17 protein-coding genes are annotated in these 20,726 nt (G+C 27.3%); 11 read left to right on the plus strand and 6 right to left on the minus strand.

What is annotated here, in order from left to right; all coding sequences use genetic code 11:
• Positions 1-99 precede the first annotated feature (99 nt).
• The 4 genes from MKD34_RS03950 to MKD34_RS03965 all read left to right on the plus strand — a co-directional run bounded on the left by MKD34_RS03950 (position 100) and on the right by MKD34_RS03965 (position 6,806).
• Positions 100-2,922 (plus strand): DEAD/DEAH box helicase, encoded by a 2,823-nt coding sequence (locus MKD34_RS03950; RefSeq protein WP_240219876.1) that lies wholly within the window; start codon positions 100-102, stop codon positions 2,920-2,922.
• A 95-nt stretch (positions 2,923-3,017) separates the two neighbouring features.
• Complete coding sequence (locus MKD34_RS03955; RefSeq protein WP_240219878.1) at positions 3,018-3,848, plus strand: Mrp/NBP35 family ATP-binding protein; 831 nt, start codon at positions 3,018-3,020, stop codon at positions 3,846-3,848.
• Positions 3,849-3,992: 144 nt separating this feature from the next.
• Entirely contained in the window at positions 3,993-5,381 is a 1,389-nt protein-coding gene (locus tag MKD34_RS03960; protein WP_240219880.1) for a BglG family transcription antiterminator, read from the plus strand.
• 24 nt (positions 5,382-5,405) lie between these two features.
• Positions 5,406-6,806, plus strand: coding sequence for an HTH domain-containing protein (locus MKD34_RS03965; RefSeq protein WP_240219881.1), 1,401 nt, complete (start codon positions 5,406-5,408; stop codon positions 6,804-6,806).
• 23 nt (positions 6,807-6,829) lie between these two features.
• Here the strand turns inward: MKD34_RS03965 and MKD34_RS03970 are convergent, their stop codons facing one another.
• Complete coding sequence (locus tag MKD34_RS03970; RefSeq protein ID WP_240219883.1) at positions 6,830-7,636, minus strand: hypothetical protein; 807 nt, start codon at positions 7,634-7,636, stop codon at positions 6,830-6,832.
• 162 nt (positions 7,637-7,798) lie between these two features.
• On the opposite strand from MKD34_RS03970, the gene MKD34_RS03975 reads away from it, so the two are divergent.
• Both MKD34_RS03975 and MKD34_RS03980 read left to right on the plus strand, forming a co-directional pair.
• Entirely contained in the window at positions 7,799-8,944 is a 1,146-nt protein-coding gene (locus MKD34_RS03975) for a cyclically-permuted mutarotase family protein (RefSeq protein WP_240219885.1), read from the plus strand.
• Positions 8,945-9,242: 298 nt separating this feature from the next.
• On the plus strand, positions 9,243-9,938 hold the full coding sequence (locus MKD34_RS03980) for a hypothetical protein (protein WP_240219887.1): 696 nt from the start codon (positions 9,243-9,245) through the stop codon (positions 9,936-9,938).
• A 43-nt stretch (positions 9,939-9,981) separates the two neighbouring features.
• Here the strand turns inward: MKD34_RS03980 and MKD34_RS03985 are convergent, their stop codons facing one another.
• Genes MKD34_RS03985 through MKD34_RS03995 form a run of 3 tightly spaced genes read right to left on the minus strand, consistent with a single transcriptional unit; the run spans position 9,982 to position 13,046 of the window.
• Positions 9,982-10,674, minus strand: coding sequence for an ABC transporter ATP-binding protein (locus tag MKD34_RS03985; RefSeq protein ID WP_240219889.1), 693 nt, complete (start codon positions 10,672-10,674; stop codon positions 9,982-9,984).
• 20 nt (positions 10,675-10,694) lie between these two features.
• The gene (locus tag MKD34_RS03990) at positions 10,695-11,828 is read right to left on the minus strand and encodes an ABC transporter permease (RefSeq protein WP_240219891.1); all 1,134 of its coding nucleotides are present in this window, start codon (positions 11,826-11,828) and stop codon (positions 10,695-10,697) included.
• A gap of 30 nt (positions 11,829-11,858) precedes the next feature.
• Complete coding sequence (locus MKD34_RS03995) at positions 11,859-13,046, minus strand: efflux RND transporter periplasmic adaptor subunit (RefSeq protein WP_240219893.1); 1,188 nt, start codon at positions 13,044-13,046, stop codon at positions 11,859-11,861.
• A 203-nt stretch (positions 13,047-13,249) separates the two neighbouring features.
• On the opposite strand from MKD34_RS03995, the gene MKD34_RS04000 reads away from it, so the two are divergent.
• From MKD34_RS04000 to MKD34_RS04015, 4 genes are read left to right on the plus strand one after another with little or no spacing between them, the layout of a single operon-like run.
• Positions 13,250-14,380 carry an HlyD family secretion protein gene (locus MKD34_RS04000; RefSeq protein WP_240219895.1) on the plus strand — a complete coding sequence of 377 codons (1,131 nt, stop codon included), beginning with the start codon at positions 13,250-13,252 and terminating at the stop codon, positions 14,378-14,380.
• On the plus strand, positions 14,377-15,198 hold the full coding sequence (locus tag MKD34_RS04005; RefSeq protein WP_240219897.1) for an ABC transporter ATP-binding protein: 822 nt from the start codon (positions 14,377-14,379) through the stop codon (positions 15,196-15,198). The genes MKD34_RS04000 and MKD34_RS04005 overlap by 4 nt, the downstream gene beginning before the upstream one ends.
• Complete coding sequence (locus MKD34_RS04010) at positions 15,195-16,319, plus strand: ABC transporter permease (RefSeq protein WP_240219899.1); 1,125 nt, start codon at positions 15,195-15,197, stop codon at positions 16,317-16,319. Before MKD34_RS04005 ends, MKD34_RS04010 begins: the two co-directional genes overlap by 4 nt.
• Before the next feature lie 16 nt (positions 16,320-16,335).
• The gene (locus MKD34_RS04015) at positions 16,336-17,583 is read left to right on the plus strand and encodes a TolC family protein (protein WP_240219901.1); all 1,248 of its coding nucleotides are present in this window, start codon (positions 16,336-16,338) and stop codon (positions 17,581-17,583) included.
• A gap of 42 nt (positions 17,584-17,625) precedes the next feature.
• Here the strand turns inward: MKD34_RS04015 and MKD34_RS04020 are convergent, their stop codons facing one another.
• Positions 17,626-18,462 carry a mechanosensitive ion channel family protein gene (locus tag MKD34_RS04020; protein ID WP_240219903.1) on the minus strand — a complete coding sequence of 279 codons (837 nt, stop codon included), beginning with the start codon at positions 18,460-18,462 and terminating at the stop codon, positions 17,626-17,628.
• Positions 18,463-18,783: 321 nt separating this feature from the next.
• Between MKD34_RS04020 and ndk the strand changes: the two genes are divergently transcribed.
• Positions 18,784-19,191, plus strand: a complete 408-nt coding sequence (gene ndk / locus MKD34_RS04025; protein WP_240219904.1) for a nucleoside-diphosphate kinase — start codon at positions 18,784-18,786, stop codon at positions 19,189-19,191.
• Positions 19,192-19,259: 68 nt separating this feature from the next.
• Here the strand turns inward: ndk and MKD34_RS04030 are convergent, their stop codons facing one another.
• On the minus strand, positions 19,260-20,690 hold the full coding sequence (locus tag MKD34_RS04030) for an SLC13 family permease (protein WP_240219905.1): 1,431 nt from the start codon (positions 20,688-20,690) through the stop codon (positions 19,260-19,262).
• Positions 20,691-20,726: the final 36 nt, after the last annotated feature.

Genomic DNA, 20,726 nt, shown 5'->3' on the forward strand with positions numbered 1-20,726 from the left:
TAAATAAGTAAACGACTAAACTTAAAAAGTTTAGTCGTTTTATATTTTAAAAATATGATATAATATACTATACAAATTAAATGTAATAAAAGGTGAAAGATGGAAAAATACTTAGTGGAAAGTTTAAAAACGAGCTCTATTAATCTTGGAATAGAGTCAAAAAGTGAATATCAACATAAGCTTTTATCAAATAAAGAAAAAAAGATAGTTACAGATATAAGAAAAGAGCTTGAAAATTGTGATGAATTTATAATTTCAGTAGCTTTTATAACTGAAGGTGGGCTTTCTCTTATATTAGAACAATTGAAAGTTTTAGAGGAGAAAGGTGTTAAAGGAAAAATTTTAACAGGTGATTATCTAAACTTTACCCAACCAAAAGCTTTAAAAAAACTGCTTTCATATAATAATATAGAGGTAAAACTTTTAAGTAATGAAAAATTTCATGCTAAAGGTTATTTTTTTAGAAAAAATGATATTTGGACACTGATTGTAGGAAGTAGTAATTTAACTCAAACAGCTTTAACTGTAAATTTTGAATGGAATTTAAAAGTAAGTTCTTTAGAAAAGGGAAAAATTGCTAACGAGATATTAGATGAGTTTAATAGAACCTTTAATACTTTACCTAAATTGACTTTAGATATGGTTAAAGAATATGAAGAGATATACGATTTAAATAGAAAGATGACAAAACTTCAAAAAGAAAGAGCTATAAAAAAAATAGAGATTAAACCCAATTCAATGCAAGTTCAAGCACTGAAAGCCTTTAAAGTTTTAAGAGAAAGCAAAAATAAAGGCTTACTAATAAGTGCTACTGGAACAGGGAAAACATATTTAAGTGCTTTTGATATAAAAGTAGCAAATCCTAAAAAAGTTCTATTTTTAGCACATAGAAAAACAATACTTGAAAAATCTAAAAAAAGCTTTGAACTTATAATGAAAGATAAAAATATGTGTATATATGGTGAAGATATATTAATAGATAAAGATATAATTTTCGCGATGGTTCAAACATTGAGTAAAGATAAACATTTAGAGTTATTTTCAAAGGAGGCGTTTGATTATATAGTTGTAGATGAAGTGCATCATAGTGGAGCTAAGAGTTACCAGAAAATCTTAAACTATTTTAAACCTAAATTTTTATTAGGTATGACTGCTACTCCAGAAAGAAGTGATGATTTTGATATATATGCTTTGTTTGATCATAATATAGCTTATGAGATTAGACTTCATGATGCATTAAAAGAGGAACTTTTATGTCCATTTCATTATTTTGGAATTTCGGATATATCTATAGATGGTAAAGAAATTGATGAAAAAACGTCGGTTAAAAATTTAGTGATAGATGAAAGAGTAAATCATATAATTGAAAAAAGTAGATATTATGGTTATAGTGGAGAGAAACTTCATGGCCTTATATTTGCATCAAAAGTTGAAGAGGCTGTAGCTTTAGCAGAAAAGTTAACTGAAAAAGGTATAAAGAGTAAAGCTTTAAGTGGAAAAAGTAGTGATTTAGAAAGAGAGAGCACTATAGAGGATTTAGAAAATGGAAAGCTTGAGTATATAGTAACTGTAGATATATTCAATGAAGGTGTAGACATCCCATGTGTAAATCAAGTTATTTTTTTAAGACCAACTGAGTCTTCAATAATATATATTCAACAGCTTGGTAGAGGTCTTAGAAAGAGTGAAAATAAAGAGTATGTGGTAATATTAGATTTTATAGGAAACTATGAGAAAAACTTTTTAATCCCGACAGCTATATCACAAAATAATAGCTTTGATAGAGATTTTATGAAAAGATTTCTAATAAATGGAACAAATATGATTCCAGGAGAGAGTAGTATAACATTTGAAACTATTGTAAAAGAAAGAATTTTTGAAAATATAAATAAAACAAATTTCTCAACTAAAAAAAATATAGAACATGATTTTAATCTTTTAGAAAAACAACTTGGAAGAGTACCTTTGCTTAATGATTTTTTCCAAAGAGATATGATAGAACCTAGTGCTATATTAAAATTTAGAAAAGATTATGATGAAATTTTAAAGATGTTGAGACCTAAACTATTTTTAGGAGAGCTTTCAAAAATTGAAAAAAATTATCTGACATTTTTATCAAGTATCTTTACTCCAAGTAAAAGAGTTCATGAGATGATTATTTTAAGAACGTTACTATCAAATAAAGATGTGTCTATAGAGGATATAGAAGTTATTTTAAAAAGAGATTACTCTTTAGTAGAACAAAGAAAAAATATTGAAAATGCTATGAAACATTTATCTAAGGATATTTTTACAAGCTTATCTACAATAAAAGAGTTTGAACCTATAGTTGAATCAGAAAAAAAATATAGTTTAAAAAAGAGTTTTAAAAGTAGCTATGAAAAAAATAGTTATTTTAAGATGTTAATAGATGATCTTATTGATTATAATTTAAATTATGTTTTAAAAAATTATAAACAACAAGGCAAAGAAACTATACTAAGATATAAAGAGTATACAAAGCAACAAGCTTTTTGGAATTTGAACTTAGATTTTAATAATGGTTATCAGGTAAGTGGTTATACAATATTTGAAGATCAAAAAAAAGTGATAATATTTATAACATTAGATGATTCGCTGCCATTTGTAGCATATGACAATGTGTTTTATGATGAGCAACGATTCACTTGGTTTTCTAAGAGTAATAGATGTATTAGTAGAAATGGTGTTTTAACAGGAGAGGGAAAGGTTGCGAATAACTACTATACAATCGAGGTATTTCTAAAGAAAAAATCAGGAGAGAATTTCTTCTATTTAGGAGAGGTTGAAAAGGTTTTAAAAGCTCAAGAAACATTAGGAAAAAAAGGCGAACCTTTAGTAGAGTATGAACTAAAGTTAAAATATGAGATGGATTCAAATTTATTTAGCTATTTTAATTTATAAAATGAAATTGACAAATGAATTAAACTATACTAAAATGTGCATATATAAGAAAATGCAATTTTTCTTAATCTATGTACTTAAAAGGAGGACACAAAATGTCAAGTTGTAATTCATGCCCATCTCAAGGGTCATGCTCAAAGGAATCTACAAGTTGCGGAATTGTTAATAATCCTGCAAATAAAATAAAAAAAGTAATAGGTGTTATGAGTGGAAAAGGTGGAGTAGGAAAATCTACAGTTTCAACTTTATTAGTAAAACAGTTAGCTGATCAGGGATATAAAGTAGGTATTATGGATGCTGATATAACAGGGCCAAGTATACCAAGATTATTAGGACTAAGTGGAGAGAGAGCTGGAGGAAAAGGTAATGATATATATCCAGTGGTAACAAAAGATGGAATAAAAGTAATCTCTTTAAATTTTCTAGTTGAAAATGAAAATGATCCAGTACTATGGAGAGGACCAATAGTTGGTAGAGCTGTAAAGCAGTTTTGGGAAGATGTTATCTGGGGAGAACTTGATTATTTAATAATAGATATGCCACCAGGAACAGGAGATGTAGCTTTAACTGTTATGCAATCTATACCTTTAAATGGAATAGTGATGGTTTCAGTACCTCAAGATATGATATCTATGATTGTTGCAAAAGCTGTTAAAATGGCAAATCAGATGAATGTAGAAGTTCTAGGAGTAGTTGAGAATATGAGTTATGTAGTTTGTCCAGGTTGTGAAACTAAGATTAAGTTATTCAATGGAGAGTCAACAGATAGCTTCTTAAAAGAGAATGGATTAGATTTATTAGGAGAACTACCTATGATATCAAGTATTTGTAATCTTTCAGTTGAGGGATATGATGTAAATAAAGAGGAAATAAATAATATTTTTAATCCCATTACAAAAAATATATTAAATAAAGTAAGAGTTTAAAAGATCCAGTTTTGGATCTTTTTTTATTACTTAAAAACTTAAAAAACAGACTATGTAGAAGTTTTTGTGTTATAAATATTTAAATTTTTCATATATTTTTTTTATATTAATTGTGTTAAAATTTACCCTCGGGAGGTGATTAATTTGAATACTACAAATGTAGGAATATTAAACTTATTGTATCATGGGCGTTTTTCACAAAATGATTTAGCGTTGTATTTAGATGTAGATAGTAAAACGTTATCTAAAAATATATCACAATTAAATATAAGCTTAAAAGATTTAAACTTAAATCAAATAGAGCTAAAAGACGGAAAGTATCAGTTAAGTCTAAATAATGAACAGTGGTTATATATATTAAATGGAAAAGAGTTTATGAGCTCAGAAGATATTATTGATTATTTATATTTAAAATTTATTTTTAAAGGTTTCATAAATTTAGAGGCTGAAAAAAATGAATTTCAAATATCGAGAAGTTCCATAAATAGATATTTTTTAGTTGTAAAAAATATTTTAGCAGAAAATAATAGTAGTTATAAGTATGAAAATGCAAAAGGACTTCGTTTAATTCATTTGTCTCTTCAAGATAAAAATCTATTTTGTAAGAAACTTATAAAACTGTTTGTAAAAACTGATTTTTCAATATCTTCATCGACAATTTATTATAATCTTTTTAAAGACTCTCAAATTAATGAACTTTCAGAAAAACTTTATAAAATATTTACTTTTTCAGAAGTTGCATCAACTAAATTTATAATAGCGTTTTCCTTAGCTTTAAAAATTTGTGTGGATACTTTTGAGGGATTTTCATTTGGAAATACTTATAATAATTTAGATGAATATATAAATATAAAAAATATGGTAGAAAAAGAGTTAGGAAACTATTCAGAGAGTTACAAACAACAGATTTTCTCATTTTTATTAAATTTAAAAAATAAAGAAAACTTTTTTGAGCAAGGAGTAATAGAGCGAGCAAAGATATTAATGAAAGAGTTAAAAAAACAATTAAATATAGAAAATATAGAAAAAGGATTTAAAGAACTTCTACTGAAAAAGCTATATATGTCTTTATTTAAATATGAAAATAATATTTTAAAAGTACATTCTTCTAAACTTAATAATGATGATAAGAGATTACTAAAAATCCTAGATGAAATTTTAATAAAAACAAATCTTAAAATATATTTCTATGATAAAATTGTTGTATTAGGTATAATAAAAAAAATTTTGATAGAAAAGAATAGAAAAGATATAAATAATATTTTACTTCTTTTTAATGAAATAATACTACCACATGATTTTTATTTAAAAGAAAATTTAGAAAAACAGATACCCCACATAAAAATTGATATAAAACCATCGTTTCACTTAAGATTCAATTATTCAAATTGCATTAATCATTATGATTTAATATTAAGTGATGAAAAATATCAAGATTCAAATGTTGAAAAAATATCTTCATTTAATTATTTGAGAGTGTTAGAGAAAATAGATAAAAAAGCTATAGAGAAAGGATTAAGTAGTTTAATTTAGGTATGTAGAAAGAGGGGAAAGTTTATGAATGTAACATCAATACACTTTAAAATTATGTATTGTTTAAAAAGAAATATTTATTCGATTGGAGAGTTATCAGAAATTCTTAGTATTTCAGAATTTAAAATTAAAAGATATATAAAAGATTTAGAGTGTTTAGTTGAAGAGGAATCTATAGAAAATATTCATAATAAATTAAATAGTATACCTAAAATAATAGAAAAGCTTAGAAAAAAACAGAGTTTAACTCCAGAGGAAAGGCAGATGTATGTGATTTTAAAATTTTTAAAAACAGATACAATAAATCTTAGCCAAATAAGTGAAGAGATAGGTGTAACAAGAAGAACATTAACAAATGATTTAAATGAACTTAAAGAGATTTTAGAAAAATTTCACTTAGAGATAAAAAATCTTACTAGATATGGAATTGTGTTGGAAGGTAAAGAGAGTGATAAGAGAAGTTTTTTTAAATTATATTTAATAAAAATATTTATTGAGCAAAGATATCTTCCAAAAATATTTGATATCATATTTTTAGAGTTTGAACATTTAAAGAGAGAATATAAAATACATAAATTAATAAAAGAAATGTTTAATTTTATGGAGATTCCAGACAATAGTTTTGCTTTTTTAAATTTAGAAGTTAAATCTTATATAGCTATTTTAAGAAAAAATTATAAAGATTTTAGTATAGATATTAATTTAAAAGAAGCTAAAGGAGATAAAGCATTTATAGAGTTTTTGAAAAAAACACTAATATATAGTAATTTTGAGATTAATCAAATAATAGATACTTATAAAAAAAGATATAAAGGAAACCTAGTAAAATTATATCCTGAAAAAGCTAAAGAGGCAAAAAAATTAATTAAATATATTGAGAAAAATATGAAAACTAATATTTTTATACCAAAAGATTTTTTAATAAGAATTATGGTTATAATTATAGTCAGAGATTATAAACAAGAATTTAATATAAATGAGTTTTATATATTTAATAATGCTATTGGAAAAGCTTATTTAATTCCCTATAAAGAAATATCAGAATTATTAAAAAATTATTTTAAAGAGATTGATAGTTTTGATTTAGCTAATTTGACAATGACCTTTTTAAGTAGTATCTATATAGAGAATAAAAGTAAAATTGAACAAACAAAAGATTTTGCAATAGTGTATAATTTTTTACATAGAGATATGATTGTAGATTTGTGTGAAGATATAGGGCTTAAAAGAGGAAGTGGAAAATATGAATTGGTTTCATATTTTGATTTAGAAGAATTTTTAAATGAAAAAAATCCTAAAATTATTATAACATTTGAAGATATAGATTTTTCTAGGTATAACATAGAGGAGAAATTGGTAGAGTTTAATTTTCCTATAACAAAATATGATAAGTTAAAGTTAAAACCGTTTCTTGAAAAAATATAAGGACCAGAGTTAATCTGGTCTTTTTATATTTTTTGTATATATTGAAATTCATCTGATTTGGAATTTTTCAAATTAAGAGTTTTAGTGAGGTCTTGGATGAATATATCCCCTAAAATATATTTTAAAATTGAGTAATAAGATAACACGAAAGGTTGGTACTCTTCAAGTTTGAAACCGATAGGATTTTCTCTTCGAAAGTATGGAGATGTAGATTTTTCAACATCCATGCATGGAAAATCTGAATCATTCATAGCTAAATAGTTATTCTTTTTAGTTGGAACAAAGATATATAATGTATCCTCTTCTTGAATAATTTCTAATGGATATATAGAGCACCAAAGTGGTTTTGTATCAATAATCTCTTCTAAAGAGAAATTTTGGTCAATACATATTTTATGAATAGCACAAAGATGTCTATCACCGTGAACACATGAGCAAGTACATCTATCAAAAGTTGTATTTACATGCTCTTCTGGAATAAGCATTTTATCCTTTTTTATTGAGGAAATAATTTCTATTTCCATTAAGCCCTCAGCCTTTAATATAGAAACAGCTTTTGTTAAAGTATCATACTCTTTTAAGTTTTCTATTATAACTTTTCGAGATTTCTTATTAAACTCATATGGAAATTGTACGCAGCAGTTAGTTAAACAGTTAAAACAATCAAAATTTGTTAAATGAAGAAAACTATCAACATCAACAATGGCTTTAAACTCTTTATTTTTTAAAAAAACAACAGTTTCAACAGTTTTTATACTTTGAAAATATCTATTTATTCTAATTTTATTCTTTTCAGAAATTATAAAATCTTTATGTAAAAAATAATTCATTAAACTCTCCTAAAATCTTATTAAATTTTTAAAACTATTTAAAATTATATTACAAAAATATAAAAAAACCAAGATAAATATAAAAACATCCAGAAAAAATTTGACAAAATAAAAAGGATAAAGTATATAAAAGAATTGAAACTAATAATAAGGAGGGGTATTATGAAAAAAATTATATTAAGTTTATCATTGGCAACTTTAATATTAACCGGATGTTCTGGAGCTACAGCAAAAACTAGTTCGAATACAGATGTAGCTTGGAAATATGTTAAAGATTTACCAGTTCCAAAAGGTTATGAGATACAAAAAGGGGTAGCTGGACCTTTAGCTGGAAACATAGGCGAGTATGTAGTTGTTGCTGGTGGAGCAAATTTCCCACATAAGTCAGTTCTTGAAGGAGGACCAAAAGTAGTTTATTCAGATTTGTATTTAATGAAAAAGACAAAGAATGGATTAGAGTTAGTTAAACACACTCATCTTCCAAAAGAGATAGGATATGGTACAGCAATATCTACAGATAAGGGAATCTATTATATTGGAGGAACATATCAAACAGGTGTTTCAAATGAGATACTATTTATAACTTTAAATGCTGATAAAACAGATGTTATAGTTAAAACAATAGGAACATTACCATTTGATTATCATAGTGGAGTAGCAGCATTATATAGAGATGATGTATATATTGTAACTGGAAAACAAGATGGAAAAAATAGTAAGAATTTTTATAAATATAATTTAACAACTGGTAAAACAACAGCTTTAAAAATGTTCCCGGGAACAGAAAGAAGTCAATCAGTTGGACAAGTTTTAAATAATGGTTCAGAGGACCTTTTATATGTATTTGGCGGTGGAACAGGTGTAGCATTTACAGATGGTTATGCGTATAGTTTTACTAAAGATACGTGGGTAAAAGTAAAAGATGTAGAATTAAAAAATAAAGGAATATCTCTTTTAGGAGCAAGCTCTGTAAAGTTAAATAATAATGAGATGTTAGTAATAGGCGGATTTAATAAGGAAATTTGGGATGATGCAAATCTTAAGTTAGGGTCATTAAAAGGTAAAGAATTAGAAAAATATAGACATGATTATTTTACTAAAGATCCTCAGGATTTCAATTGGAATAAGGATATGTTAGTGTATGATGCAACTAATAATACTTGGAAATCAATAGGACAAGTACCATTTATGGCTCCATGTGGAGAAGGTCTTGTAAAAATTGGAGATACAATCTATTCAATAAATGGAGAGATAAAACCAGGAGTTAGAAGTGAAAGGATTTATCAAGGAACTATAATTAAAGACTAGTAAAAAGTATACAAAAGTTAAGAAAAATATAAAAAATAATCAAATAACGAACACAAGTTGACCAGTTAAAAGTTCGACAAAATAAGGGATTTAATATATAATTCAATTACTGAACTTTTAATGCTCATCAATTTTCTCTCAAATTGATGAAAAAATTTTCTAATTTAAAAATAAGCAGGTACATTCCCAGTACCTGCTTATTTATTTTTATTTCAAAATATTTATTAATAAAAAACAGGAAAAACGAACAATTGCTTGTAGTTACTATGTAAGAATTTAAATGGGAGGGGGAGATACTATGATTAGTTCACTATTTAAAAGCAAAAAAGTTGTTGAAGCTGAAAAAGATCAAAAAATTTTGGAGAAAGAGATAAAAAGATTGTCTTTAGAAATTGTAAAAAAAGATGGATTTTTAAAATGTAAAAATGATTTATTTATCTCTAAGGAAAAAGCTGGAAAAAAAGTTTATGATTGGGAGAAAATGGGAGACGAATTAAAAAAGTATCATGAAGAAAATCTTGTCCTAAAGAAAGAATTAGAAAAAATAAACGAGATATTATCTATAAATTGTATAGAAAATCATTATCTTATTAAGATAGAAAAATTTTTATCTGAAATTAGATTTTCAGAGTCAGTAAAAAATTTAAAATTAAATGGAGTACTTTATGTTCAGTGCTTAAATAACTATATTATAGAAAATTTAGTTGAAGATGAAAAATTAAAAAATGAGATTATAAAAAGGTATGAAAACTTTTTAAATGGTATTATGAATTGGGAACTAAAGACTAATCTATTAAAAGGCGAAAAAATTACAAAAATTTACTCAAAATATAGAAAAGTTGTAAATATATTAAATGAAAAAACAATCTGTTATATGGATGAATTAAACCATGATATTCTTAATAGATTAGTAGAATCTGGGTATTCTCAAGAGGAGATAGAAGTTTTAAAAGATATATATGATGATTATGAAAAAAAGTATCTTGTAAAGTAATAGAAAATAAAAAATGGTAAAATAAAATTTTACCATTTTTTATTTACTTTTTATTATCATCTCTAATAATTCTACCATCCATAATCTCTATAACACGATCACACATATCTGAAATACGTGGGTCATGAGTTACAATAATAAAAGTTGTTTTAAACTTAAGATTTATTTCTCTAAGAAGTTTATAAATCTGTTTACTACTTTCAGAATCTAGATTTCCTGTGGGTTCATCTGCTAAAATAATATCAGAGTTATTCATAAGAGCTCGGGCAATGGCTACTCTTTGTTGTTGTCCTCCAGAGAGGTTATTAGAGTTTCTATTTATAAAATCTTTTAGCCCAACATATTCAAGAAGTTCAAGGGCTCTCTCTTTATCCTTTTCAGTGTCATAACCATATTTTATCCAAGTGGGCATTAAAACATTTTCTAAAACAGTAAATTCAGGAAGTAGAAAGTGAAACTGAAATATAAAACCAATGGATTTATTTCTAAAGTTAGCCATGTCATTATTAGTAAAGTGTGAGATATTATCTCCTCTAAAAAGTATATCTCCAGAAGTGGGTTTATCAAGAGACCCTATTATGTTTAATAAAGTACTTTTTCCACTACCACTTTGACCTATTATTGCGGTAAACTCCCCTTCATAAAAAGTTAAATTTATATTATTAAGAACTTTAGTAACTATTTTTTCCCCATAAGATTTATCAATATTTATAAGTTGCAAAACCTCTCTATTCACCTTTAATCACCTCTATAGGACTAAGTTTCATACATTTTCGTGCTGGAATAATACCTGAGATTACACCAGAGAGTGTTGAAATAAATATTAAAGTTAGGCTCTGCTAAATTAACATAGAACTCTATTACACCTAAGCCAAAAAACAAACCTAAAATAGAACCTAAAAAGCCGATTAAAGCTCCCTGAATAATGAATAGATAACCAGTTGAGCGATCTAAAGCTCCCATAGCTTTAAGAATACCAATCTCTTTCATCTTTTGTAAAACAGTAACTAAAAGGACACTAGCAATACTCATAGATGTAGCAAGTGTTACAACAACTTGAATTATAAAACTAGTATCATTTTGAGCTTTTAAAGCTTTTAAAATATTATCAGCATCTCTAGTCCAAGGAACAACCTCAAGGTTTGGATATTGCTTTTGGATAGTTTCTCCTAAATTAGGGGCATCAAAAACATCCTCAATTTGAATATTTATATTTGTAACATTTCCTTTTTTATTAAAAATCCTTTGAGCTTTATTAAAGTCCATTATAACAAGAGAGGTATTTGAACTGACATTTTCCAAATCAAAGATTCCAGAGATTCGAACAGTCTCTAACTTTCCACTAGGAAGAGTGAGTTGCATAACATCTCCAGCTTGAAGTTCATAGTTTTTAGCTAAACGAGTTCCAATTAAAATATTGTCAGAGTCAACTAGTGGCGAACCAGATGTAACTCTTCCTATTATATTATAAAGTCTATCTCCAGAGTTTAAATCCATTCCCTTTATCATAAGTGAGGTAGTTTTTCCATCTCTAGTGTAAAGAGCATTTCCCTCAATAGTTGGAACAATAACTTTAATCTTTTCAAAAGTACTGAGATAATCAATGATCCCTTGAAACTCTTCAATCTTATTTTTAGTCGTTGGAAAGTTCCCATAAACAATGGGACCATCCTCTATAAGGAGAAGTTTGTCTCTCATATTTCCATCATCAATATAGATATGTGGAGAATCTCCAAGAATTCTTTGTATAAGGCTAGCTTGTAAAGAGGTTATAAGAGAAGCTATAAAAATTTGTATGGCAACTCCAAGGGCAATAGCGGAGATTATAAAAAGAGATTGCCCTTTATTGTGAGTCATAAAATTGATACTAACTCTAAACTCATATCTCACTTTTCATCACTCCTTAAGTTTGTATTTTATTTAAGATTCAAAAATTGGAGTCACTCGAATATTTTCAGTTATATTTTTAGGGGATAAAACAATATCATCATTTTCTAATCCACTTATTACAACAAAGCCATCAATTACAGGAACTCCTTGAACTTCAACTAGTTTAGATTTATCATTTTTTAATATATATACATAAGTTTTATTTTTTTTCTGTACAGTATACACTCCTTGCAAAAGAACGGCATCTTTAAAGCTTTCACCTTGAATTATTGTATTAACAGTACTATTAAATAGAAATTCAGGTAGAGTTTTATCAATATCTCCTCTAACTTCAAGAGTACCATTTATTTCATCTACATTGATACCTATATAATAGATGTTTCCAGAGGAAAATTTACTTGTATCAGCATAGGGATATATTTTAATAGGTGAACCAAAGGTAACTTTATTTATATATTTTTCATCTAAATTTATACTAACTATTTTTTCATCACTAGATGATATTTGAAACATCTCTGTATAAGGTGCTACAGTTTGACCAACTTCAACATTTCTAACAGTTATAAAACCATCATAAGGAGCGCATATATAGTATTTTGAAAGATTATTCTCTAAAGATTTTAGGTTATTTTCAGCTGAATTTGTATTTTCTAGTGCACTTTTATAAGAAGCACCATCGTTTTTAAAGGTATTAAAATTAATTTGAGCATCTTTTAAGGTTTTTTCAGAGTTAATAAACTCCTGTTTTTTTGAATCAAACTCCAATCGACTTATATATTTCTTTTGATAAAGTTTTTCATGGTCTAAAAATTCACGTTTACTAATATCATAGTTAATTTGAGCTGACTTTAATTGAGCTTTTGCATTTTCTAAAGATACGCTACTAACTACTTCTAAATCATATTTAGATTTTTCATAAAGTGCCTTAACTTTAGCTATATCAGCTTCAATCTCTTGAGTGTTAAGTTTAGCTACAATACTTCCTTTAGTTACAGGTTGTCCTTCACGAATATATATGTTTTCAATAACTCCATTGATACCAGAGGTAAGAATAGAGAAGTTTTTAGCTTGGATAGTTCCAGTAACTAGGATTTTTTCAGTATAATCTTGTTTTTTTACTTTTACAGCATCTATTTTAGTACTTCTAAAGTAAAAATATAGAAACACCAGTATTAAAATAGTTGAAACTGTGAGATACATAATCCATTTCTTTTTCACTTTATTCCTCCAATCTGTAGTTATTATTTAGTAAATACGGTGAACAATAACTCTTTCATTTTTTCTCAGAGGAAATATTAAAGTCAAATAACTATTTTGTTATAAAAACAGGAAAAAAGAACAACAAGGAGTAAATGAGAGTAAAAGAAAAGCCAAGTAGATAAAGTGTTAGTTCAAGAATAAAAAAACATGAGGTGAGAGCAGTGGAAAAGGAAAAAGTAATGGAAAAATTTAAAAAAGTTGATGCGAAGTATGTGGGTATAGGTGTTGTTATAGCTATTTTGTTATATTTTATAGTTGATTATATAGTTGCCAAGAGAGAGGAGAAGATATACTATGGTGTTTTAGAGATGGATAAGATAAATGTTTCTTCTGAAATTCCTGGAAAGATAGAGATACTGTATGTTGATGATGGATATGTAGTAAAAAAGGGGCAGGAACTTGTGGCTATAGATGATAAAGAGAATAGATTAAAGGTAGAAAATAGTGAGATAAATTTAAAATCTTCAGAAAATCAACTACTAAAAACTTTAGATGGAACAAGAGAGGAACAAATAGCTGCTCAAAGAGAGATTGTTAAACAGTTAGAAACTCAAGTAGATCAAGGAAGAAAAAATTTAGTAACTTTAACAAGTAGTTTTAAATTTGCAGTTTCAAATTTAGAAAATAAAAAGAAGATATACATTGATACAAAAGACCTTTTTAATAAAAAATTTGAAAGTCAGTATAACTTAGATGTAGCTAGATTAAACTATGAAAATGCTCAAAACCAATTTATTACAGCTCAAAATAGTTTAGAAAATGGAAAAGAGGCTCTATTGGGGTATGAAGCACAGAAAAAGGCAGCAGATGAAAATTTAAGATATATGATAAATGGATTTTCAAAAAGAGATATAGAATCAGATAAACTTAAAATTCAATCATCTGAAAAGGGATTGGAGTTAGCTAAGGTATATGCAGATAAAAATAAACTGGTATCACCAATTGATGGATTAGTTGAAAGTGTAAATTTAAAAATTGGAGAGGTTGTTAATCCAGGAATTGCAGTTGTGACAATGTTAGATATGAATAATCTTTGGACAAAGATATATGTTCCTGAAAAAATTCTACCTTTAATAAAATTAAATCAAAAAGTTACTGTTAAAAGTGATTTTATAGATAAAAATTATGAGGGGGAGATAGTTTATATAGCTTCTGATTCAGAGTTTACACCAATGAATATAGTTACTAAAAAAGATAGGTTAAAACTAGTTTATGAAATAAAAGTTAAAGTTTTAAATAATGATGGAAAATTAAAAAGTGGAATGCTTGTGGGGGTGGACTTAGGACTATGAACAACGAAGAGGTAAATAAAGATCAATACTCTATTGAGATCAAAGGATTAACTAAAAGATTTGATAAATATGTAGCTGTAGATAATCTTACGTTTTCAATACCTAAAGGAGTTATATTTGGTTTCTTAGGTCCAAATGGTAGTGGAAAATCAACAACTATTAGAATGATTTGTGGTGTTTTAACTCCAACTTCTGGAGAGGGAAAGGTACTGGGGTATGATTTAAAAAGTAATCCAGAGAAGATAAAATCTAAAATTGGGTATATGTCTCAAAAATTTAGTTTGTATGAAGATTTAACAATAGAGGAGAATCTAACTTTTTATGGAGAGATATACTCTATTCCAAAGGAGCGTTTAAAAGATAGAATTGAAGAAATTATAGTTATGTTAAATTTAAACGAAAAAAGAGGGGTTTTATCTAAAAATCTTTCTGGTGGTTGGAAACAAAGATTAGCACTAGGGTGTGCAATAATTCATAAGCCTGAGTTGCTTATATTAGATGAACCAACAGCTGGAGTTGACCCTGTGGCAAGAAGGGAGTTTTGGACAACTATAAAAGATTTGATAAAAGATGGCGATATAACGGTTTTAGCAACAACTCACTATATGGATGAGGCCTCTGTTTGTGATATAATTGGTTTTATTTTTGAGGGAAAACTAGTTACAATAGATACACCTGCAAACTTATATAAAAAGTATAATACAGATAATCTTGAAGATGTATTTATAATATATGTAAAAGAGCTTTCACACAAAGAGGTTATCTCATCCTTTGATCAATTGAAAAAAGATAGTGGGAAAAAGGAGGAGAAACTATGATTAATATAAATAGGACTCTAACTATTGCCAAAAAAGAGGTAATACACATAAAAAGAGATAGAGCTAGTCTTGTAATAGCCTTAATACTTCCTATTTTTTTACTATTACTATTTGGATTTGCAGTTAGTTCAGATGTGGATAATTTAAAACTATCAGTTTATGATGGAAGTAAAAGTATTGAAAGTAGGGAGCTTATTAATAGTTTAAATAACTCAACGTATCTGAAAGTTTATGAGTATGTTAACACTCCAGATGCAGTTGAAAAAAGTTTAGATTATGGAAGAACAAAAATAGGAGTTATTATCCCAGATTATTTTACAACTAGGTTACGAAGAGGAGAACCTACAGATGTACAGTTTTTAATAGATGGTTCAGACCCATATATTGCTAAAACTGCATCATCATATTCAGCTCTTATTGTAAACCATCACTCTCAAGAACTGCAAAAGAATGTGATAAAACAAAAGGAAAAAGGTCAAGGAATAAAGCCATATAATCTACTATTATATAATCCAACTTTAGAGAGTAGTAAATTTAATATTCCAGGAATAATAGGATTGATTTTACAAAATATAACAATAATGCTTACAGCCTTTTCCATAGTTAGAGAGAAGGAAAAGGGAACTATGGAGCAACTTATTATGACTCCAATAACTCCTTTAGAACTTGTAATTGGAAAGATAATTCCATATGTTTTTATAGCTTTTTTTGAACTAGATATGACTTTAATTCTTGGAAAAATAATATTTGGTGTGGATATAAAGGGAAGCCTAATATTGTTAATAACTTTAGGAACAATATTTTTAACTTCATCTTTAGCTATTGGGATATTTATATCTACAATTTCTAATACTCAGCTTGAAGCTATGCATCTTTCACTAGCTTATCTTTTACCGAGCGTTATATTATCAGGTTTTGTGTTTCCAAGGGAAGCTATGCCAAAAATAATATATTTTATAAGTTGCTTTATTCCATTAACATATTTTAATGAGATATTGAGAGGAATAATTTTAAAAGGTGTTGGATTTAAAGAACTTTTTCAACCAATAGCAGCTCTTATGGGTTTGATTATTGTAATAATTATAGTCTCAATAAAAAAGTTTAAAAAGACACTAGATTAATGGGAGGGAGAGCATAATGAAGTTAAAAATATTGATGATGTTTACAATGACAGTCTCTCTGTTTGCTAAAGTTATAACAATAGATAAAGCTATAGATTTAGCTATAAAACAGGGAGAGGAGGTAAGTATATCCACAAAAAGCTTGAATATATCTCAAAAGGAGTTAAACTCTGCATTTAAAACAGCACTGCCAAATCTTTTTTATGTAGGTGGTTATTTAAAAACAGATGGTGCATTTTTAGAGAATACACCTATACAAACAGCTAAAAGTGGATATGTCAATTTTATTGGTATATCTCAACCTATATTTCAAGGAGGAGCTATAACAGCAAAGATAAAAAAAGCTAAAATAGAGGAAAGAAGAGCCGCATTAGCTCTTTTAAAAAATATAAGAGATACAAGATTAGAAGTGATATCTATATATACAGGGATACTTTCAGCTAAAAATAGTTTAGAGACTTATAATATTTCAAAAGAGCAATTAGATGAGGCTTTAAAGTATGAAAAAGAGAAGGAAAAAGTTGGAAAAACAACAAAGGCTGATCTTTTAAAAGCTGAATATCAACTTTTAGATATGGAAGCATCTATTTTAGAGGTTCATAACCAGATAGAGATTGGACTTTTAACACTAAAACAAAAGTTAAATCTATCAAACTCTGAGAGTATAGATGTGGAAAACTTTTATATAGATGGAAATATATTAAAAAATATAGATTATGACAGTGATTTAAATCAGGCTTTAACGTTAGGGATAGCAGCAAATTTTGCTCAGTTAAATGTAAACGAAGCTGACGTGGAAAAGATGTTCGCAAGATCTGAGATGTTACCACATGTAAAGGGGTTTGTAGGAAAGGAATATGTCACTGAAGACCATAGAACTGAGAACTCTTGGGGAGGTGGAGTAATTGTAAATTGGAATATATTTCAATTTGGAAAAGATTATGATAACTATGAAGCAGCACATATAGGGGTAGAAAAATTAAAATCTCAAGAGAGATTGGTTCAAAATGATATTAGAGTAAATGTTAGATCGGCGTATTTAGATATGGTAAAGCTAACAAAATTAGAGCGAGTTTATTTTAAAGCTTTAGAGGAAGCAGAGGAGAATTATAATAGAGATAAAATTAAATTTCAAAAAGGGATGATATCTATTTTGGATTTTCTTATTTCTCAAGAAATTTTAACATCATCGAGAGTGAAGTATGAAAATATAAGACTAACTTTATATAACTCTTTAGAGAGATATAGATCATTATTAATATAAAAAAACACAGGTTCTATCCTGTGTTTTTTTATTAAAATATTATTATTCACCAGTTGTTTTACAATAAACATCAAGTTTGTTGTATGGAATTTCAATTCCTTCTTGGTCAAATCTCTTTTTAACAAGTTCTTGTAAATCAAAGAAAACATCCCAGTAGTTCTCTTTTTTAGTCCAAACTCTCATAGTAAAATCTAAAGAGCTTGAGTTATGTTTACTAAGTCTTACAAAGATATCTTTATCTTGAAGAATTAAAGGATGATTTTTAGCTATATCAGTTAAAAGTTCTTTAACTTGGTCAATAGATGTGTCATATGAAACAGAGAAAACACAGTCTACTCTTCTTTCAGCATTAGCTCCAGCATTTACAATAACTTCTCCAGAAAGTTTACCATTAGGAACAACAACAAATTTGTTGTCTACAGTGTGTAAAACAGTATAAAGGAAAGTGATTCTTTGAACAGTTCCCTCAACGCTACAAGTAATTATATAATCACCTTTAGTGAAATATCTAGAAGCAAGAATTTGCATACCACCAGCAAGGTCAGATAAACTTCCTTTTAGGGCAAGTCCAATACCGATACCGATAGATCCAAGAAGTGCTAATATAGATGTCATTTCAATACCAAGTATTTGAATAACATTTAAAGCATAAAAGATAATTATTAAAATATTTAAAAATGACTGTAAAAAGTGTATTAAAAGCTCATCAAGTTTTTTAAGTGATAAAAACTTATTAAAAGCTTTCATGATAAACCCTTGAACAGGTCTGTAAGTTACCCAAAGGATAGCTAAAAAGATTAGTTTTTTAATGAAAATAGGTGCTGATTTTGCAAGAGCAGCAGTAAATTCATTAATAAAAGTTGATAATGTTTGTTCCATTAATAAAAGTCCTCCTAAAATTTTAATTCCAGAATAAATTATAGAGGATTTTTAAGTATAAGTCAAAGAAAATATAGGAATATAGGTAGAAATTTAGTGTTATGTTTATGTAACTAAATTTCAATTAATATCTAATTAAATTACTTATTTAACGAGATTTATAAAAAGTAGTTTAAGAGAATAGGTTTTAGAATTAAGAAACTTTATAGATTATTTGAGTAAAGTTAAATAAATTTAAGTTAATCGTATTTTTTTTTAAAAGGAAGGTGTTTAATAAATTGGTATAAATATAATAGAAAATAACTATACTAAGGGGGACGCATGGAGAGAACACTTCTGATTATAAAGCCTGATGCTGTAGAAAGAAAACTAATTGGAGAGATAATTCAAAGAGTGGAAAGAAAAGGATTGGAAATCAAGGCTTTGAAAATGGAAAATATAACTGTGGAAAAGGCAGAGAAACACTATGAAATTCATAAGGGGAAAGAGTTTTATAACGGTCTCATAGAATTTATCACATCTGGGGCAGTTGTGCTTATGGTTATAGAAGGAAAGGATTGCATAAGTATAGTGAGACATATGGCTGGAAGTACGTCTCCAGTTGATGCACTTCCTGGAACGATAAGAGGAGATTTTTCAATTGATACTTTAAGAAATATTGTTCATACTTCTGATAGTGTAGAAACAAGCACAAGAGAGATTAAGAATTTTTTTAAAAATATAGATTAAGATATTTTGAAAGGTTGATTAGAAATAATCAACCTTTTTTACATTTTAGCTAATTTTGCTTTTACTTTTTAGAGCAATCCCAGTATTCCCCAGTAAGGAACACAAATAACTAATAGAAAAATTATACTTAGTATCATTTTTAATAGATAGATTTTTACAAACTCTTTTAGACTCATAACACCATAACTAAACATCATTAGAGGTAAAACATATTCATAAGGAAATATGATTTGTTCTAATCCAACAGCATAAGAGTTTAAGATTACAGTTGGTGAAATCCCATTTTGAATAGCAGCTTCTACTAAAGGTTGTGTTAATGCACTAGCAGCAGCTAAAGGTGTAAGTAAGAAGTTAACAATAACTCCTATTAACCAACTTATAGAAACTATTGCAAAACTACTTCCTGTTAAATATCCTGTTAGAATTTTGCCTATAAATGCTCCAGTTCCAGTAGCCATAGATACAGCTCCTATTGTCATAGCTCCTGTCATTAAAATTATCATAGGCATATTTACACTTTTTAAATCTTTATCTTCAGCTACATTTATCCCTGGTAGATAAAAACAAAAAGCTCCTATAGCAAAAACCCATCCAGCAGATATTTTATGAATACTACTAGTACATAAAATTGCAACCATAATTGCTAATACAAATATTACTTTTTTTTCACTTATGGTCATTTTTCCAAGTTTTGAATGTTCTTTATCAAAGTATTCTTTTGTTTTAAAATGGTTCTCTTTTTTAAAAATACTAGCATTTCCTTTGTAAAAAAATAGAATTGCTATTATATAAACCGTAGATAAAAGGAATGTCATTATTCCCATCTCTTTCATATATTCTATCCAACTTAAATGAACGTTAAGGTTTCTTGCTATTGAGTATGAAATTAAATTTATTCCATCTACAATTGTCCAAGGAGTTAAAGCCATAAATGAACTTCCAGCCATTATTGCTATAGCTTCTTTTGAATTTTTCTTTAAATCTAAAGCTGTGATTATTCCATAAGCTAAAGGTAAAAATAAAGTTGTTCTCGCAGCAGTACTGGGTATAATTATGCATAATGTTAATCCAACAATTAGAAAACCAAATAGTATCCCTTTATATGTTCCACCCGCAGTTTTTATAGCTGTTATAGCCATTCTTTTCATTAAACCAGTTCTTTCAAAAACACTTGATATAACCATTCCACCTATAAATAACCAAGGCATCTCTGTTGTCCAAGGCGAAAATGCTTGAGCTGGAGTTGCTAATCCAAAGCTAATATAAACAATCGGCAAAACTAAAGCTGGTGCAGCTAAAGGCATTAGTTCGAAGGCCCAAATCATAATAATTAAAATTGTAATCATGAAAAAGGTTCTTATATTTATAGTATAGTTTTCATTAACTTGCATAAGCATTGGGGTAAACATCATCATTATAGAAATAATCCATTTTATTAATTTTTTTCTATCAAAGCCTCGTTCTATTGCAATATCATTTAATTGTGCAACATTTTCCATAGAAACCTCCTTTAAAAAAGGTTACCTTAATATATA

This window comes from Cetobacterium somerae (assembly GCF_022430525.1).
In the GTDB taxonomy this organism is placed as follows: Bacteria; Fusobacteriota; Fusobacteriia; order Fusobacteriales; family Fusobacteriaceae; genus Cetobacterium_A.

Excerpts from the sequence above, each read along its gene's own strand:
- MKD34_RS04010 (WP_240219899.1), top strand. The coding sequence starts at position 15,195 with ATGATTAATATAAATAGGACTCTAACTATTGCCAAAAAAGAGGTAATA.
- MKD34_RS04020 (WP_240219903.1), bottom strand. The coding sequence starts at position 18,462 with ATGGAACAAACATTATCAACTTTTATTAATGAATTTACTGCTGCTCTT.
- MKD34_RS03975 (WP_240219885.1), top strand. The coding sequence starts at position 7,799 with ATGAAAAAAATTATATTAAGTTTATCATTGGCAACTTTAATATTAACC.
- MKD34_RS03980 (WP_240219887.1), top strand. The coding sequence starts at position 9,243 with ATGATTAGTTCACTATTTAAAAGCAAAAAAGTTGTTGAAGCTGAAAAA.
- MKD34_RS04005 (WP_240219897.1), top strand. The coding sequence starts at position 14,377 with ATGAACAACGAAGAGGTAAATAAAGATCAATACTCTATTGAGATCAAA.
- MKD34_RS04030 (WP_240219905.1), bottom strand. The coding sequence starts at position 20,690 with ATGGAAAATGTTGCACAATTAAATGATATTGCAATAGAACGAGGCTTT.
- MKD34_RS03970 (WP_240219883.1), bottom strand. The coding sequence starts at position 7,636 with ATGAATTATTTTTTACATAAAGATTTTATAATTTCTGAAAAGAATAAA.
- MKD34_RS03965 (WP_240219881.1), top strand. The coding sequence starts at position 5,406 with ATGAATGTAACATCAATACACTTTAAAATTATGTATTGTTTAAAAAGA.
- MKD34_RS04015 (WP_240219901.1), top strand. The coding sequence starts at position 16,336 with ATGAAGTTAAAAATATTGATGATGTTTACAATGACAGTCTCTCTGTTT.
- ndk (WP_240219904.1), top strand. The coding sequence starts at position 18,784 with ATGGAGAGAACACTTCTGATTATAAAGCCTGATGCTGTAGAAAGAAAA.
- MKD34_RS03955 (WP_240219878.1), top strand. The coding sequence starts at position 3,018 with ATGTCAAGTTGTAATTCATGCCCATCTCAAGGGTCATGCTCAAAGGAA.
- MKD34_RS03950 (WP_240219876.1), top strand. The coding sequence starts at position 100 with ATGGAAAAATACTTAGTGGAAAGTTTAAAAACGAGCTCTATTAATCTT.